This window comes from Vibrio stylophorae (genome assembly GCF_921293875.1).
Taxonomy (GTDB): Bacteria; Pseudomonadota; Gammaproteobacteria; order Enterobacterales; family Vibrionaceae; genus Vibrio_A; species Vibrio_A stylophorae.
In genome coordinates, this window is record NZ_CAKLDI010000001.1 from 2,674,755 (window position 1) to 2,691,065 (window position 16,311).

The 16,311-nt window shown below is 46.8% G+C and carries 17 protein-coding genes; 3 read left to right on the forward strand and 14 right to left on the reverse strand.

Annotated elements, in window-relative coordinates:
- Nucleotide 1: 1 nt before the first annotated feature.
- Genes L9P36_RS12495 through pilM form a run of 4 tightly spaced genes read right to left on the reverse strand, consistent with a single transcriptional unit; the run spans nucleotide 2 to nucleotide 2,701 of the window.
- Nucleotides 2-556: a pilus assembly protein PilP gene (locus tag L9P36_RS12495; protein ID WP_237467478.1), complete on the reverse strand. Its 555-nt coding sequence runs from the start codon at nucleotides 554-556 to the stop codon at nucleotides 2-4.
- A complete protein-coding gene (locus L9P36_RS12500; RefSeq protein WP_237467479.1) occupies nucleotides 546-1,133 on the reverse strand; it encodes a type IV pilus inner membrane component PilO in 588 nt (195 codons plus the stop codon). The genes L9P36_RS12495 and L9P36_RS12500 overlap by 11 nt, the downstream gene beginning before the upstream one ends.
- Complete coding sequence (locus tag L9P36_RS12505) at nucleotides 1,117-1,710, reverse strand: PilN domain-containing protein (RefSeq protein ID WP_237467487.1); 594 nt, start codon at nucleotides 1,708-1,710, stop codon at nucleotides 1,117-1,119. Before L9P36_RS12505 ends, L9P36_RS12500 begins: the two co-directional genes overlap by 17 nt.
- Nucleotides 1,703-2,701: a type IV pilus biogenesis protein PilM gene (gene pilM, locus L9P36_RS12510; RefSeq protein ID WP_237467489.1), complete on the reverse strand. Its 999-nt coding sequence runs from the start codon at nucleotides 2,699-2,701 to the stop codon at nucleotides 1,703-1,705. Before pilM ends, L9P36_RS12505 begins: the two co-directional genes overlap by 8 nt.
- A 140-nt stretch (nucleotides 2,702-2,841) precedes the next feature.
- On the opposite strand from pilM, the gene L9P36_RS12515 reads away from it, so the two are divergent.
- A complete protein-coding gene (locus L9P36_RS12515; RefSeq protein WP_237467492.1) occupies nucleotides 2,842-5,283 on the forward strand; it encodes a penicillin-binding protein 1A in 2,442 nt (813 codons plus the stop codon).
- Nucleotides 5,284-5,374: 91 nt separating this feature from the next.
- Here L9P36_RS12515 and oxyR read toward each other — a convergent pair whose 3' ends face one another.
- The gene (gene oxyR, locus L9P36_RS12520; protein ID WP_237467493.1) at nucleotides 5,375-6,268 is read right to left on the reverse strand and encodes a DNA-binding transcriptional regulator OxyR; all 894 of its coding nucleotides are present in this window, start codon (nucleotides 6,266-6,268) and stop codon (nucleotides 5,375-5,377) included.
- Between the two features lie 170 nt (nucleotides 6,269-6,438).
- Here oxyR and L9P36_RS12525 point away from each other — a divergent pair, with 170 nt between their 5' ends.
- A complete protein-coding gene (locus L9P36_RS12525; protein WP_237467928.1) occupies nucleotides 6,439-7,167 on the forward strand; it encodes a redoxin family protein in 729 nt (242 codons plus the stop codon).
- Nucleotides 7,168-7,238: 71 nt separating this feature from the next.
- Entirely contained in the window at nucleotides 7,239-8,690 is a 1,452-nt protein-coding gene (locus L9P36_RS12530; RefSeq protein WP_237467495.1) for a dihydrolipoyl dehydrogenase, read from the forward strand.
- A gap of 245 nt (nucleotides 8,691-8,935) precedes the next feature.
- On the opposite strand, the gene rplI is transcribed toward L9P36_RS12530, so the two are convergent.
- The 9 genes from rplI to L9P36_RS12575 form a co-directional block, all read right to left on the reverse strand.
- Complete coding sequence (gene rplI / locus L9P36_RS12535; RefSeq protein WP_237467497.1) at nucleotides 8,936-9,388, reverse strand: 50S ribosomal protein L9; 453 nt, start codon at nucleotides 9,386-9,388, stop codon at nucleotides 8,936-8,938.
- 37 nt (nucleotides 9,389-9,425) lie between these two features.
- Nucleotides 9,426-9,653, reverse strand: coding sequence for a 30S ribosomal protein S18 (gene rpsR, locus L9P36_RS12540; protein WP_237467499.1), 228 nt, complete (start codon nucleotides 9,651-9,653; stop codon nucleotides 9,426-9,428).
- A 16-nt stretch (nucleotides 9,654-9,669) separates the two neighbouring features.
- Nucleotides 9,670-9,972, reverse strand: coding sequence for a primosomal replication protein N (gene priB / locus L9P36_RS12545; protein ID WP_237467501.1), 303 nt, complete (start codon nucleotides 9,970-9,972; stop codon nucleotides 9,670-9,672).
- A gap of 6 nt (nucleotides 9,973-9,978) precedes the next feature.
- A complete protein-coding gene (gene rpsF / locus L9P36_RS12550; protein ID WP_237467503.1) occupies nucleotides 9,979-10,362 on the reverse strand; it encodes a 30S ribosomal protein S6 in 384 nt (127 codons plus the stop codon).
- A 214-nt stretch (nucleotides 10,363-10,576) separates the two neighbouring features.
- A complete protein-coding gene (rlmB, locus tag L9P36_RS12555; protein WP_237467505.1) occupies nucleotides 10,577-11,317 on the reverse strand; it encodes a 23S rRNA (guanosine(2251)-2'-O)-methyltransferase RlmB in 741 nt (246 codons plus the stop codon).
- A gap of 17 nt (nucleotides 11,318-11,334) precedes the next feature.
- Entirely contained in the window at nucleotides 11,335-13,773 is a 2,439-nt protein-coding gene (gene rnr / locus L9P36_RS12560; RefSeq protein WP_237467507.1) for a ribonuclease R, read from the reverse strand.
- Between the two features lie 202 nt (nucleotides 13,774-13,975).
- A complete protein-coding gene (locus L9P36_RS12565) occupies nucleotides 13,976-14,221 on the reverse strand; it encodes a putative hemolysin (RefSeq protein WP_237467508.1) in 246 nt (81 codons plus the stop codon).
- Between the two features lie 52 nt (nucleotides 14,222-14,273).
- Nucleotides 14,274-14,897, reverse strand: a complete 624-nt coding sequence (gene motX, locus L9P36_RS12570; protein ID WP_237467510.1) for a flagellar protein MotX — start codon at nucleotides 14,895-14,897, stop codon at nucleotides 14,274-14,276.
- Between the two features lie 115 nt (nucleotides 14,898-15,012).
- Nucleotides 15,013-16,311, reverse strand: a complete 1,299-nt coding sequence (locus tag L9P36_RS12575; RefSeq protein ID WP_237467511.1) for an adenylosuccinate synthase — start codon at nucleotides 16,309-16,311, stop codon at nucleotides 15,013-15,015.

The following is a 16,311-nucleotide window of genomic DNA, read 5'->3' on the forward strand; positions in this document are numbered from 1 at the left end:
CTTACCCTTGTGTAACTTCTGCTTGTGGCAATGCCATTGTAATTTTTCGTGGTTTCCAGCAACCAAAGCCATCAGCCACTTTTTCATTGACTTCAATTTGCAGCTCATCAATAGCGCTCACGCGACCATAATTTGAGCCAATATACTCACCCACACTAACAGATAATACTTGACCATCAGGTGTTGCCACCAAAGCCCAAAGCTCAGAACCCAATGGATCCGTTAGAATACCTTGTAATGACATAGTCTCAATTGCAAAACGCTGCAATGGAGAACTCGAATCTCCAAGCTGTGGTTGCCAGCAATCATTGCCTCGCCCGGCCAACGACGCTCTAAATTCAGGTGACGGGAGCTTGAACGGAGATCGCAACAAACTTCCCTTATAAACTAGGGCTTTATAAGGTGGCACTCGAGGAATCGGTTGCACTTTTTTACGCGCAACTTTGTAAATTTCTTGGAATTTAGGTTCTAATGGTTCAGGACGAGCCAAACATCCTGACAATATAATTGTGCTTACGCCAACTAACACAAGGCGGCTAAACATTCTATTTTTCATGTCCCACCTCATTAAAACGGTAATATGCTGCATTAACCTGGAACCGTAGTTGCTCGTTATCCATATTGATGCGAGTTAGTGTGAAATCATTCAAACTCACGACACGAGACAAATCTGCAATCCCTGCTGAGAATATACCAACCTGATTATATTCACCTTCTAACTGCATATTTAGAGGGTACATGGTATACCAGCGCTCAATGCTTGGTTCAGACCAACTCATATTGTTGATTTTGAGATTACTTTGCACACCGACATTATCAATGCTAGCTAAAATTGCAGATAAATCATCACTACCCGGCAACTGCAACATTAGCTCTTCATAATTTTCCTCAAGCTGTTTCACATTCTCTTTCACGCTGCGGAGCTCAGCAGCTTGTAGAGCCTTAGAGCGTAAGCTACGCAAATTAGCATCTTCTTTATCCATTGCTGCTTGAATTTCAAGATAGGTATCTTTAAGGAAAAAATGATACGCACCTAGCACACTCAACACGGTAACAATCATGACCACAATCAACTGATAGGCAATTGGCCAGTAAGGGATTTCATTAATATCCATATTAACGCGCTGCATCATCCCCCTCCTGCGTCAATAAATGTTGCAACTCTGCAATTGATTTGAGTTGGAAAGCCACTTGGAACTCATTTAAAGGTAAATTATCCACACCTTCTGTTGCTTGAACCGTACTAATCGTCACACCAGTAATATATGGTGATTCTTCCAGTTGCTTCAAAAAAGTTGACAAACGAGCTTTTGAATCTGCAACACCTGTAATCCCTACCGATTGAGCCTGGAACTGAATCGATTTCATATAAACGCCAGCAGGCACCACTTCAGGAAGCAAATTCATCATCACCGTGACGCGATTACGACCATTTTGTAACTCGCTCACAATGCGAATTTTTTGCTGTAATTCTTCTCGCTTCTTGCGTAATTCACTCAATTTAGACAACAAACTATTTTGCTTATCAATTTCGACTTGAACTTTGTCAACTCGTGCATTTTGTTTGCTTAACTCTGAACCAAGGAAAAAGTGAGAACCCGCAACAGTCAAGGCGCTAATCACAAGGCCGATACCCAGCATCGCCATAAAGCGTTTTTTATGCTTTTCGCGCTTGGCTTCACGCCAAGGCATTAAGTTAATATCAAGCATTTGCCTTTGCCCCCCTTAATGCCAACCCAGTTGCAAGTACAAAGCGTGCACCTGTGAGTGATTGGCTCTTGAGCGGAAACTGGCCATGTGAAAGGTCTTTCAATGGATCAAAGGTTTCAACGGGTAGATTGAGCAATTCGGACAATTTTTGCTCAATATCTCGTAACATGGCACCGCCACCATACAGGGCAATCCCCTGCACCGCAGGTACTGCCGATGATGACTGATACAAGGCCAATTCACGGCGAATTTGTTCCACTAGACCATCGAGGTAATCGTTGTACTGCTCTTGGTCAAAGCCCATTTCATAGTCGTCTGACTCAAGCATTGCGCCTGACAGTGAAAAGCCATTAAGACCATAGGTAAGCTGGCGGTTATAGAAAGCACTAATACTACTCAGAATATTAATACTAATACGGCTATTACCGAGATCGACAGTCGCCCAGTCTGGTCGGCGCTCATTATATTTAATAAAGCGCGTCAAACGCTCAATCACATTACTTTGTACATCGATAATAACTGGCTCTAAACCAGCATTTTCACTGGCTTCAATCAAGCTATCGATAATATTTCTGCGCGTCGCAAATACACGATAGGTCATCGTATTTTCTTGATGCGAAGCTTCTTTATAGTCCAGCGCTAATTGCTCATCAGAAAGCGCGGTGGTATTCACCACATTCTGACGTAGAGAGAAATCAACCTCCTGATCATCTAAGTCATCTTCCAAAGAAAACAACTTATTAATCACCACACTGTCCGGCAAGGCGAAAAGCACTTTCGTCGCACCACTAGGGAGGCGTTTTTTCAATTGCGATAATGCGGATGTAAGTTGAGGAACGTTTGCAACATGTTGATCATCAATGATTTTCGCTGAGAGCGTAATCTCTTCACAACCAATTAACTCCAGCTCCTTGCTGTTGGCGTTTGCAACCACAGCTTGAAGTGAGTATGTTCCGATATCGATCCCCACAATGGGAGGGGCACTAAACATGTCCGATCTGCCTTCTGAAATTTTTACGTAAGAATTACAAAGTAATTTGGAGAAATTAAGTTATTATTTGGCAAGGAATATTTATACTATTGCCACCATCGTTTGAAACGAAATAACCGTCGCGAATCAGGAAATCTCAGGTGAAGTTCATAAAGCGCTTTTTACTTTTTGCAGTTTTTTGCATGATTCTTGGACTCGGAACAATTTTTGGCTTTTATTTGTATCTAAAACCAGAACTCCCCGACGTCGCCACAATCAAAGATGTACAATTGCAAACTCCCCTTCAAATTTTGAGTGCCGACGGCAAATTGATCGCCCAATTTGGTGACAAACGCCGTAACCCTCTGACTTTGGATCAAATCCCGCAGCAGATGATCGATGCCTTCATCGCTACTGAAGATAGTCGCTTCTATGACCACCCAGGGATCGACCCCATTGGTATTACCCGTGCCGCGCTTGTTGTGCTCAAATCAGGTCATGCCAAAGAGGGTGCAAGTACCATCACTCAGCAACTTGCGCGTAACTACTTCCTATCCAGCGATAAGAAGCTCATGCGTAAGATCAAAGAGATGTATATCGCGATTCACTTAGAGCAACTCCTGACCAAACAAGAGATCCTTGAGCTTTACCTCAACAAGATCTATCTCGGCCAACGAGCCTATGGTGTGGGTGCAGCCGCGCAAGTGTATTTTAGTAAGCAGATTCAAGATTTGACGTTAAGTGAAATCGCTATTATCGCGGGCCTTCCAAAAGCGCCATCGACTATGAACCCGATCTATTCCATTGATCGTGCGACCACGCGTCGTAATGTGGTATTGGGTCGCATGCTCGCTGAAGGCTATATCACCCAAGCGCAATTTGACGCTGCCGTAGCAGAGCCAATCGTCTCACGCTACCACGGTGCCGATATCGAATTGAACTCACCATATGCAGCAGAGATGGCTCGCCTATGGGCCATCGAGCAATATGGTGAAGATGTTCAATCATCAGGCTACCGTGTATTCACCACCATCAACTCGACTTACCAAGAAGCAGCCAACACAGCAACTGTTGATGCGGTCATTGCCTATGATCTTCGCCATGGCTATCGCGGCGCTGCCGCTGAAGCTTGGACCGAAGAAGAGCCAGCATGGGATCAGGCGAAGATTGCGAAATATGTGGCTAAGCAACCAAGCTACGGCATTCTTAAACCTGCCGTCGTGCTTTCAGTTGATAAAAAATCAGCGACCATTCAAATGGATCACAACGCTATCGTTGAGATTCCATGGGATGGTATGAAGTGGGCCCGCCGCTATGTCAGCGCCTACTCACAACGCAATCCGCCGACCAAGGCCAGCCAAATCCTGACTGCAGGTGAGCTGATTTATGTTCGCAAATATGAAGATATCTGGTTCCTATCTCAGGTTCCTGCGGTACAAACAGCCTTCGTATCAATCAACCCAATGGATGGCGGTATCACCTCATTGGTCGGTGGTTTTAATTTCCATCACAACCAATTTAACCGCGCTACCATGTCGGTTCGCCAAGTGGGCTCTAGCATCAAGCCATTTATCTACGCCGCAGCGCTTGATAATGGCATGACCTTAGCCACCATCGTCAACGATGCGCCAATTAGTGCTTGGGATGAGAGCATGGGTGTCGCTTGGCGTCCAACCAACTCACCAAATGTCTATGATGGCCCAACACGCTTCCGTATCGGTCTTGCGCGTTCAAAGAACGTAATGGCGGTGCGTGTACTGCGTCACACGGGTCTTGATAAAACCGTTGAATACCTCAAAAACTTCGGTTTCAACGATAAGAACCTACCAAAACAAGAAGCCATTGCCCTCGGTGCGGGTAGCTTAACGCCACTTGAGCTCGCTCAAGGCTATGCGGTATTTGCGAACGGCGGTTTCTACGTGAAGCCATACCTCATCGCGCGTGTTGAAGACCCATTTGGTAAAGAGATTTACCAAGCCAACCCAAGTCGCGTTTGTAAGTCAAAATGTGCCAAAACCAATGCTGAAGGCGAAGTAATTAATTACGCACCGCGTGTAATTAGTGAAAAAGTAGCCTTCTTGACCCGTGAAATGCTCATCAGCAATATCTGGGGCGGTAAAGGTTGGAAAGGGACAGGCTGGCGTGCAAAAGTACTCAATCGTAAAGATATCGGCGGTAAAACCGGTACCACCAACGATGTGAAAGATGCTTGGTATGCAGGTTTTGGACCTGGCATTGCTGCTGTCGCTTGGGTGGGCTTTGATGACAACAACAAAGAGCTTGGCTTTGCGCGTGACAACAACAACATTCGCAAAGAGAAGTACTACACCGCAGGTGGTGAAGGTGGCGGTAAAACAGCCATTCCTATCTGGATCGACTTTATGAAGGTCGCCCTTGCTGACGTACCAAAGAAAAATAAGATCGTACCTTATGGTATTACCCGTGTTCGCATTGACCGAGCAACAGGTAAGTTGTCAGATGCACAAGATGGCAGCAGCATCCTTGAGTACTTTATCAGTGGTACCCAACCTACGGTAAGTGTCTCAGAAACAGGCTCTGGCGGTATTTACGGCGGCGATAGCGCAACCGATAGTATCTTCTAAGCCTCTTGCTGATTATCCAAATAAAAACGCGCTCATTGAGCGCGTTTTTTTATTTCAGCAATCTATGCCTATCAGCAAATCACAAGTGAGGTTAAACCAAAGGTTGAATCGTCTCGCTAATCACTTTTGCCAGCGCTTCAAAACGAGCGCGTAGCGGCGAGCCAGGGCGGTATGCCAAGGTCACATGACGACAAGGAGAAACACCTCTGGCTTTGAGATACACCACATGGTCATTACATTTATCTTGAAGTACCGCCAAGCTTGGCAATAAGGTAATGCCACTTTCTGCTGCCACCATATTGCGCAGAGTTTCTAAACTCGTGGCTTTAAATTGCGGATCCTCTTTGGCGCCCGCCGCAAAGCAAAAACCCATAGCTTGATCGCGCAAGCAATGCCCATCGCCCAGCATCAGCAAAGTCTGGCCATTGAGCTGCTCTAGCACATAGTGATCATCCTTAGCCCAAGGATGCGAGAGCGGTACCGCCAAATGCATCGGCTCTTCATAAAGAGAGATCTCTTTAAACGGCTCTGTTTCTTTGACTGACGCCAGAATCAAGCAATCAAGCTGTCCCTCTTCAAGCTTCTCCACCAATTTATGAGTTTGTGCTTCATGCAGATACAAATTGAGCTCAGGAAAACGCTCACGCAACATGGGAACAATCCAAGGCAACAGATAAGGTCCAACCGTAGGAATAAATCCAATATGAATCGGACCTGCCAATGTGTCATGTTGGCCAGAAGCCATTTCTGTCAGGACTTTAATTTCCAGTAGGATTTTTTGCGCCTGCCCCACCAACTCCATGCCGGCATCAGTGAATAAAACCTTGCGGCTAGTTCTCTCGAGCAATACCACACCTAGCTCTGTTTCCAACTTTTTAATTTGGCCGCTGAGTGTCGGTTGACTCACAAAGCAAGCTTCTGCTGCTTTTCGAAAGTGTCGATGTTCGGCTAAAGCTACCAGGTATTCTAAATCGCGAATGTTCATTGCATGGCTCTATCGGTAAAATCTATCACTACTATAGCAAGTAACGATTATGCCTATCAAAGAGAATTCGCAATACTAAGTCCATCAAAACAACAGTGTTTTTCGATGTACAAAACAACTGATTGGAAGACCACGGGTCAAAACCGAATTTACTTTCTCACGGAGATCAGATTATGAGCATCAAAGAAGGCCAAGCAGTACCTCAGGTTACCTTCCCAACTCGCCAAGGCGATCAATGGGTTAACGTGAGCACTGATGAACTATTTAAAAACAAAACAGTGATCGTATTTAGCCTGCCAGGCGCATTCACCCCGACTTGTTCATCAAGCCACCTGCCACGCTATAACGAATTGTTCCCAGTATTTAAAGAACACGGCGTTGACAGCATTCTTTGTGTCTCTGTGAATGACACCTTTGTGATGAATGCTTGGAAAGCCGATCAAGAAGCGGACAACATCACCTTTATTCCTGATGGTAATGGCGAATTTACTGATGGCATGGGTATGTTGGTTGAGAAAAACGACCTTGGTTTTGGTAAGCGTTCATGGCGTTACAGCATGCTAGTGAAAGACGGCATTGTTGAGAAAATCTTTAGCGAGCCAAATGAGCCAGGCGACCCATTCAAGGTTTCTGATGCCGACACCATGCTGAAATACATTGCACCTGAGTATCAAGTGCAAGAGTCAATCACCGTATTTACTAAGCCTGGCTGCCCATTCTGTGCTAAAGCAAAACAAGCATTGATTGATAAAGGCTTGCAATACGAAGAAGTGGTTCTAGGCAAAGATGCCACCACAGTGAGCCTACGCGCTGTTAGCGGTCGCAGCACCGTGCCTCAAGTGTTTATCGGCGGTAAACACATCGGCGGTAGCGAAGAGCTTGAAGCCTACCTCGGCTAATCACTTTTAAGGCGGGGCAACCCGCCTTTTTTGTGTCCAAATTTTGAAAGATTGAAAAGAGAATAAGAACGATGAAACAACGAAACGTCGATGTTGCCGTCATCGGTGGCGGTACTGCAGGTCTTGGCGCTTATCGCGCAGCAAAAGCTTATACAGATAGCGTCGTGATGATCGAAGGCGGCCCTTATGGCACCACCTGCGCGCGTGTTGGCTGTATGCCCTCTAAATTGCTTATTGCTGCGGCTGAAAGCGTCCATCAAATCGAAAAAGCACCAGGCTTTGGGATTCACCCGCAAGGGGAAATCCTAATCAATGGTCGTGAAGTGATGGATCGCGTAAAGCGCGAACGTGACCGTTTCGTTGGTTTTGTACTTGAAGGTGTCGATGAAATTGCCGCTGAAGACAAAATCCAAGGCTATGCCAAATTTATCGATGATCACACCCTACAAGTGGATGATCACACCACCATTCAAGCAAAACGTATCGTTATCGCCACAGGCTCACGTCCTGCCTACCCTGGTGTATGGAACGAACTTGGCGATCGTCTTATCGTCAATGATGATCTCTTTGAATGGGATGATTTACCTCAATCTGTTGCGGTATTTGGCCCAGGTGTGATTGGTCTTGAATTGGGTCAATCACTCCACCGTCTAGGTGTTGATGTGAAAATGTTTGGCTTAGGTGGTCAAGTGGGTCCTCTTACTGATCCACAAGTGATGGCCTATGCACGCGACACTTTTGCCAGCGAATTCTATCTAGATGCTGATGTAAAAGTTGAACGCATGGAGCGCAAAGGTGATGTTGTTGAAATTGACTTCATCAACCATGATGGCGTACTTGAAACCTTTACCGCAGAGTACGTCCTTGCCGCCACAGGTCGTCGACCAAATGTCGATAACATTGGCCTTGAGCACACCTCGCTTGCGCTTGATGCGCGCGGCGTACCAACGGCAGACCAATACACACTGCAAACTTCAGTACCGCATATTTTTATTGCGGGCGATGCTAGCAACCAAATCCCACTGCTACATGAAGCGGCAGACCAAGCCCGTATTGCGGGTGACAACGCAGGTCGTTTCCCTGATATTCGCGCAGGACTTCGTCGCTCAGCAATTTCAGCTGTCTTCTCTGACCCACAAATTGCCATGGTTGGTGAAACCTATCAGCAAATCAGTCAGCGTCTTGGTACTTGTGGCTGCTTTGCAATTGGTGAAGTGTCTTTTGAAAACCAAGGCCGCTCACGTGTCATGCTTCGTAACAAAGGCATGCTGCATGTTTACGCTGAACAAGGCACAGGTCGCTTCCTTGGCGCAGAGATGATGGGACCCAATGCAGAGCATCTTGCACACTTGCTTGCATGGGCGCACCAAAATCAAATGACCATTTCGCAAATGCTAGATATGCCTTTCTATCACCCAGTGATTGAAGAAGGTGTGCGTACCGCGCTACGTGATGTAAACGCTAAACTGAACCTTGGTCCTGAGATGATTAAACACTGTCTCGATTGTGGCCCAGGCTGTTAATCAGCTTTCTATCACCACTAAAAAAGCCGAGGTTTCTACCTCGGCTTTTTAGTGCCTGCGTAAAACTCGCCATGCGACTGAATCACAATAACCCAAACCTAGCTGATAAGCCTGAACTGTCGTTTGCTCATTCGAGCAGTGCACATTGATTCTCTACATATGTCTTGCATAGGAGCAAACCATAAATCGCAGGCAAAAAAATACCAGCCCTTAGGCTGGTATTTTCCAATCATCGAGATCGACGATTATGCTTCAGCAACAACGCTTACTTTCGCAGTTGCGAAAACGTCAGAGTGAAGTTGTAGAGAGATTTCGAACTCACCTACATTACGTAGCGCGCCTTCTGGAAGACGAACTTCGCTTTTCACTACTTTAACGCCAGCTGTAGTGATTGCATCAGCGATATCACGAGTACCGATAGAACCAAATAGTTTACCTTCGTCACCCGCTTTAGAAGCGATTACAACAGCTTCAAGAGCTTCAACTTGCTCTGCACGTGCTTGTGCAGCTACAAGTGCTTCAGCAACTTTAGCTTCTAGCTCTGCACGACGTGCGTCGAACATTGCTACGTTGTCTTTGGTAGCCATAACTGCTTTACCTTGTGGGATCAAGAAGTTACGTGCGTAGCCAGCTTTAACAGTTACTTGGTCGCCTAGGCTGCCAAGGTTTGCGATTTTATCAAGCAGAATAACTTGCATTACCTTATCCTCTTTAACTTTTGTTAAGACTTACCAATTACTGATGTTTGTCAGTGTATGGAAGTAGAGCTAGGTAACGAGCACGCTTAATAGCGCGAGCTAGTTGACGCTGATATTTAGCGCGAGTACCTGTGATACGGCTAGGTACGATTTTACCTGCTTCAGTAATGTAGTTTTTAAGAGTTGCTACATCTTTGTAATCGATCTCGTTCACGCCTTCTGCAGTGAAACGGCAGAATTTGCGACGACGGAAGAAACGTGCCATGGGCTTATCTCCTGAACTATAAACTTTCAATGTGCTCGGCATGCAAGACTAACATGGGCAACCCCTGGTTGGTCTTATGTTGTGAAACGAATCCCACAACACGAATGCTTTTACCGATGACTAAATTTTCTGTGAACGCATGTGACGCAGCACCGCTATACACCACTGGCATTCGACAATAGGCTTGTCGACTCAATCCAGCTTCCTGTTGATTAGAGCGATGCTCTAACCAAAATTTACAGTGCTGAATACCTGCGGGGCTTTGGTGTCGAATGGGGCCTTTGACGAGTGTCCCGTCAAGAACCATTCGATTGGTCACAATAACTTACTCAGCTGCTTCTTGAGCTGCTGATTCAGTTGCGCGATCTTCACGCTTTGCGTAACGCTCTTCTTTAGCCTTCATCATTGGAGATGGCTCAGTGATAGCGCCTTTAGTACGCATGATCATGTTGCGGATAACCGCATCATTGAAGCGGAAGTTAGTTTCCAACTCGTCGATCACTGCTTGCTCAGATTCAACGTTCATAAGAACGTAGTGAGCTTTGTGAAGTTTGTTGATTGGGTAAGTCAATTGACGACGGCCCCAATCTTCTAGACGGTGGATTTGGCCACCTGCATCTTTGATAGCACCGGTGTAACGCTCGATCATGCCAGCAACTTGCTCGCTTTGATCTGGGTGCACCATGAATACGATTTCGTAATGACGCATTTGTTGCTCCTTACGGATTAATCAGCTTCCGACCATGGGCCCTAGTCAGCCACTGGAAGCAAGGAACGGAAAATAGATGACTAGGAATTAAGGACGCGAAATAGTACAGAATTACACCGTTTGACGCAATCCATTTTTACTGCTTTCACAAATAAAAATGCGTCCACCTAAGTGGACGCATTTGCTGTTCTGCCGCGCTTCACCAAGCGTTTTACTATGCGCTACGACGCTGACGAACCACTTCAAATAAACAGATACCCGTAGCCACAGAAACGTTCAAACTTGAAACGCTACCGGCCATAGGAATGCTGATCAATTCATCACAAGTCTCACGAGTGAGGCGACGCATCCCCTCGCCCTCTGCGCCCATGACAATCGCCATAGGACCCGTCAATTTGGCTTGATAGATATCATGGGTGGCTTCACCCGCTGTACCCACAAACCAAATGCCTTTTTCTTGCATCTCACGCATGGTCCGCGCCAAATTGGTCACGCGAACCAAGGGCACGGTTTCCGCTGCGCCGCAAGCCACTTTGCTAGCTGTGGCATTAAGCTGAGCGGAGCGATCTTTTGGCACAATCACCGCAGTCACACCCGCCGCATCAGCATTACGCAAGCAAGCACCGAGGTTATGTGGATCAGTGACGCCATCCAGCACTAAAAACAGTGGTTGCTCAGCTTTGCTCAGCAGCGCATCTAAATCATGCTCATTAAACTGCTTGGCTGGTTTAACACGCGCCAAAATACCCTGGTGTGAGGCACCTTTGGCTTTGTCATCCAGCGTTTTGCGGCCCACTTGCACTATGGTAATACCGTATTGCTGCAGCTGATTTAAAATCGGCAGTAGACGCTCATCTTGACGACCTTTGAGCACCATCACTTCGATGATGCGCGCCGGATCAGTGCCAAGTACTGCGTTGATGGCATGAATGCCATAGATCATTTGATTACTCATGGTTCAACCGTATTTCGTTATTGCTGGCGAGCACGCGCATTGGATTTTTTCTTCTTGGCCTTTTTCTTACGCGCTTTCTCAGCCTTGGTTTTCTGTTTTGCCGGATTGGCTTTCTTCTTTGCCGGCGCTTTGGTGGCTTCAACTTCAGGCTCTGAGCGACGACGTGGCGCTTTCTTCGCGCTCACTTTCATCTCAGCACTTGCCTGACCACGCTTGGTTTTATCCTTGGCTGTTTTGCCTTTGCCGCGCACTTTACGCGTACTGCTGACTAATTCAAAGTCAATTTTACGATCGTTCAAATTCACCGAAAGCACTTTGACTGTCACCGTATCACCCAAGCGATAAACCTGACCACCACTCTCACCGACCAAGCGTTGGCCGACCATATCAAAACGGTAATAGTCATTATCCAAGTTAGAAATATGCACTAAACCATCGATGTGTAATTCATTGAGGCGGACAAAGAAACCAAAGCCTGTAACATTGGCGATCACCCCTTCCAGCTCTTCACCAATGTGATCCTGCATGTACTCACATTTGAGCCAATCAGCCACATCACGGGTTGCATCATCAGCACGGCGCTCAGTCATAGAGCACTGCTCACCCAACACATCCATCTCGTCAAAGCCGTAATGATAACCACCGGTTGGCGTCCAACGATCTTGGTTTTGCCCTTGCTCTTTAGCCAGTAGGTATTTAATCGCTCGGTGCAAGAGCAAATCTGGGTAGCGGCGAATTGGCGAGGTAAAGTGCGCATATTGCTTCAGCGCCAAACCAAAGTGACCGACGTTATCCGCCTGATAAATCGCTTGCTTCATCGAGCGTAGTAGCATGGTTTGAATCAGTTCACGATCATCACGACCCTGAATCAAATGTGCCAACGCAGCATAATCTCGCGGAGATGGCTCTAAGCCGCCAGATAGTGGCAAGCCAAGCTCACCCAAAAAGTCGCGGAAAGCCACGAGGCGCTCTTCACCAGGGGCTTCATGCACACGATAGAGCGCAGGCTCTTTGAGTTTTTCGACAAAACGAGCCGACGCAATATTGGCTGCAATCATGCACTCTTCAATAATCTTATGCGCATCATTACGAACTGCAGGCACAATGCGTTCAATTTTACGCTCAGCGTTAAAGATAAATTGCGTTTCAACGGTTTCAAACTCAATGGCACCGCGCGCTTCACGGGCTTCCTTGAGTACTTGATACATCGCATTGAGCTCTTCAAGATGCGGCACTAGTGGCGCATAACGCTCACGTAATTCTTCATCTCCCTCAAGGATTTTGGCCACCTTGGTATAAGTCAAACGGGCATGTGAATTCATCACCGCTTCATAATGGCGATAGCCCGAAAGCTTGCCGCTATCGGAGATGGTCATTTCACAAACCATACACAGGCGATCCACCTGTGGGTTCAATGAACAAAGGCCATTGGACAGAACTTCAGGTAGCATCGGGATAACTTGCGATGGGAAATACACTGAGTTACCACGCGCAATGGCTTCTTTATCAAGCGCAGTACCAGGGCGCACGTAATAGCTCACATCTGCAATGGCTACCCATAGACGCCAGCCGCCGCCTTTTTTCTTTTCACAGAATACGGCGTCATCGAAATCTCGGGCATCTTCGCCATCAATGGTCACCAAAGGTAGCTCGCGCAAATCGACGCGACCTTTCTTCGCCTCTTCAGGCACTTCTTCGGTTAAATCTTTGACCTGCTTTTCAACCGCTTCTGGCCAAGTATGTGGAATATCATGAGTGCGCAGAGCGATATCAATCTCCATGCCAGGTGCCATATTCTCACCGAGCACTTCCACCACACGACCGACGGCATTGTATTGACGATTACCACGCTGGGTAATTTCTACCACGACCACATGGCCCATACGCGCGCCATTACGCTGATCTTGCGGAATCACAATATCTTGCGAAATACGACTATCATCGGGTACCACATAACCCATACCATCTTCGATAAAGAAGCGACCGACTAACTCGTTTTTACGCTCTTCGAGAATACGCACCACGCGCGCCTCTGTACGGCCACGCTTGCTATTGCTTGGAATCGGCTGTGCGAGTACATAATCACCATGCAGCACTTGGCGCATTTGATGTGCCGGTAACAGAATATCGTCTTCTTTTTTACCTGATTCTGGACGAAGAAAACCATGACCATCGCGGTGACCAATCACATAGCCTTTCACCAGATCCATACGTTCAGGCAAGGCATAACATTGACGGCGGGTAAAGATCAGCTGTCCATCGCGCTCCATGGCACGCAAACGGCGACGTAAGCCTTCATATTGCTCATCGCCCGCCAATTGTAAGTAAGCAAATAATTGGTCGCGGCTGACGGGCGCATTGTGCTCTGCCACCGCTTGAAGTAAGGCATCGCGATCAGGAATCGGGTGCTCATAGCTGTTGTTATCTGTATTTGAATTATTTTCGCCCTGAGACATAGTGTGTTTCCTTGCGGCTACGCGCATTTGCGCTGAAGAATAGTTAAATTGTAGGGACTTGGGATGGCAAAAGATACTACCTGACGCACGCAATTTGGCTTGCTACAAGGCAACAGAAAAGCAATTAAGTGATTTGTGAGACGTAAGCAATGAGCACTGCAAGCACAGCACTCATTGCCTATTGAGAACTTGATATATAGTGCTATTTTTCTTTTGATTCAGTGTGTTGACGGAAATATTGCCAAGCATCCACACGGGTACCGTCAGCCAGATGACAAAATCCAACAACCCCAGTATCGGTATTTTCGGTCTGATATTGTCCGCCTTGGTCCAGACAAAATGTTGCCGCTGGATTGGCTAGATTGGCATTAGAACTGTCTTGCGGTTTGTTTTTTGCGTCACAACCCACGAGCAACATGATAAAACAGAAAGGAAGTAAAACTCGCATTCGGCACCCTCTTTCATCGATATGGTACCACCAGCATAGCTTAATTTAACTATTACCAATAGGTATCACGCTTTTTCGCTCGCGCCACAATATTGGCAGGCATTCGCCGCTCAAGCCCATTACGAAGCATGGCAATTTGTCGATGCGTCTTTCGATCATCGGTCACGGTATGATACAACCAACGATAAGCATCTTCATAATCGAGCGGGCTACCCACGTCATCCAGCAAGAGTTGCGCCAATAAAATACGGGCTTTGACACTCCCTAAAGATGCCGCTTCACGCAGATAAGGAATCGCACGTTCACGGTCCTTTTGCACCAAAGTGCCATGCGCGTAATAACGACCCAACTGCTCTAGTGCATCGGGCAGACCTTGCTGCGCAGCCAATTCAATATAGTAAAGGCCCTGCTCAACATCACGATCTACGCACACACCCCAAGTCAGCATGTCGCCCCAAAGAAATTGATAAGCTGGATAATCCACACGTAAAGCACGCGCCTGAATATCTTGCACCAACTGGCAGTCATCCGCTTTCACCTGCTTTAAATGCGCATTGGTGGCGAATTGTCTGAGCAATTGGTCTTCGCTATAGATTTCAACAGCAGGCCCCACCTCGGTTAAGGCGTGCGCTGTGGTCGAAAACAGCATGGCAAATATTAAGGTTCGAAGCTTCATCAGTTTCTCTCTTACGCTATGTAAAAGGTTATCGTCCGATGACGGCGAATCTTTAATGTTTTCCCATGAATTTTGGCAATAAAAAAGCCAGCGCTTGGCTGGCTTTTCTCAATCATTATTTGGCAAATGGATGCACTTTAATGATGGTCTCGTTACGGTCAGGACCGGTCGAGATAATATCAACTGGAATACCAGTCAACTCTTCAATGCGCTTGATATAATCCAATGCTGCTTGTGGCAATGCATCGATAGTTTTCGCACCGAAAGTCGTCTCACTCCAACCAGGCATGGTTTCGTAGATTGGGGTGATGTGATCATAGGCATCAGCAGCCATTGGTGATACATCAACCACAGTACCGTCAGCAAGCTGGTAACCAGTACAGATCTTCAGCTCTTTCAAACCATCAAGAACGTCAAGCTTGGTCAAGCAGAAACCAGAGATTGAGTTGATTTGAACTGCGCGACGCAGTGCAACTGCATCGAACCAACCACAGCGGCGTTTACGACCAGTGGTTGCACCAAACTCATGACCCACTGTACCTAGGTGATTCCCAACTTCATCTTCAAGTTCAGTTGGGAATGGACCTGCGCCAACGCGAGTACAGTATGCTTTTACGATACCTAGAATATAACCAAGGTGACGTGGACCAAAACCTGAACCTGCAGCAACGCCACCCGCAGTGGTGTTTGAAGAGGTTACATATGGATAGGTACCATGGTCGATATCAAGAAGTGTGCCTTGCGCGCCTTCAAACATGATTTTCTCGTCCGCTTTATGCGCAGCATCAAGCTCGCTAGTCACGTCGATAATCATTGAAGTTAGCAAATCAGCTTGGCTCATCACTTGCTCTAGAACTTCGTCATAGCTAACTGGTTCAGCTTTGTAGAAATGCTCTAGTTGGAAGTTATGAAGTTCCATTACTTCTTTTAGCTTGGCTGCAAATGCTTCACGGTCAAGTAGGTCACCAACACGAAGACCGCGGCGAGCCACTTTATCTTCATAGGCAGGACCGATACCACGACCTGTGGTGCCGATTGCTTTTTTGCCACGTGCTTTTTCACGCGCTGCATCTAGTGCTACGTGATAAGGCAGAATTAGAGGACATGCTTCAGAAAGGAACAAACGCTCACGAACTGGTACACCACGTGCTTCAAGCTCGCTCATCTCTTTGATCAGCGCGTCTGGAGAAAGTACAACACCATTACCAATGATGCATTTTACATTTTCACGAAGAATACCGGATGGAATCAAATGAAGTACGGTTTTTTCACCGTCAATGACTAGCGTATGACCTGCATTGTGACCGCCTTGATAGCGAACCACATATTTTGCATCTTCAGTTAGAAGATCGACGATCTTCCCTTTACCTTCGTCACCCCACTGGGTGCCCAAAACGACTACGTTGTTACCCAT

What these genes read in the sequence shown, in the direction of transcription:
- oxyR (WP_237467493.1), bottom strand. Translation starts at nt 6,268, where the DNA reads ATGAACATTCGCGATTTAGAATACCTGGTAGCTTTAGCCGAACATCGA.
- rplI (WP_237467497.1), bottom strand. Translation starts at nt 9,388, where the DNA reads ATGCAAGTTATTCTGCTTGATAAAATCGCAAACCTTGGCAGCCTAGGC.
- motX (WP_237467510.1), bottom strand. Translation starts at nt 14,897, where the DNA reads ATGAAGCTTCGAACCTTAATATTTGCCATGCTGTTTTCGACCACAGCG.
- L9P36_RS12565 (WP_237467508.1), bottom strand. Translation starts at nt 14,221, where the DNA reads ATGCGAGTTTTACTTCCTTTCTGTTTTATCATGTTGCTCGTGGGTTGT.
- rnr (WP_237467507.1), bottom strand. Translation starts at nt 13,773, where the DNA reads ATGTCTCAGGGCGAAAATAATTCAAATACAGATAACAACAGCTATGAG.
- L9P36_RS12505 (WP_237467487.1), bottom strand. Translation starts at nt 1,710, where the DNA reads ATGCTTGATATTAACTTAATGCCTTGGCGTGAAGCCAAGCGCGAAAAG.
- rpsF (WP_237467503.1), bottom strand. Translation starts at nt 10,362, where the DNA reads ATGCGTCATTACGAAATCGTATTCATGGTGCACCCAGATCAAAGCGAG.
- pilM (WP_237467489.1), bottom strand. Translation starts at nt 2,701, where the DNA reads ATGTTTAGTGCCCCTCCCATTGTGGGGATCGATATCGGAACATACTCA.
- rpsR (WP_237467499.1), bottom strand. Translation starts at nt 9,653, where the DNA reads ATGGCACGTTTCTTCCGTCGTCGCAAATTCTGCCGTTTCACTGCAGAA.
- L9P36_RS12575 (WP_237467511.1), bottom strand. Translation starts at nt 16,311, where the DNA reads ATGGGTAACAACGTAGTCGTTTTGGGCACCCAGTGGGGTGACGAAGGT.
- L9P36_RS12500 (WP_237467479.1), bottom strand. Translation starts at nt 1,133, where the DNA reads ATGATGCAGCGCGTTAATATGGATATTAATGAAATCCCTTACTGGCCA.
- L9P36_RS12495 (WP_237467478.1), bottom strand. Translation starts at nt 556, where the DNA reads ATGAAAAATAGAATGTTTAGCCGCCTTGTGTTAGTTGGCGTAAGCACA.
- L9P36_RS12530 (WP_237467495.1), top strand. Translation starts at nt 7,239, where the DNA reads ATGAAACAACGAAACGTCGATGTTGCCGTCATCGGTGGCGGTACTGCA.
- rlmB (WP_237467505.1), bottom strand. Translation starts at nt 11,317, where the DNA reads ATGAGTAATCAAATGATCTATGGCATTCATGCCATCAACGCAGTACTT.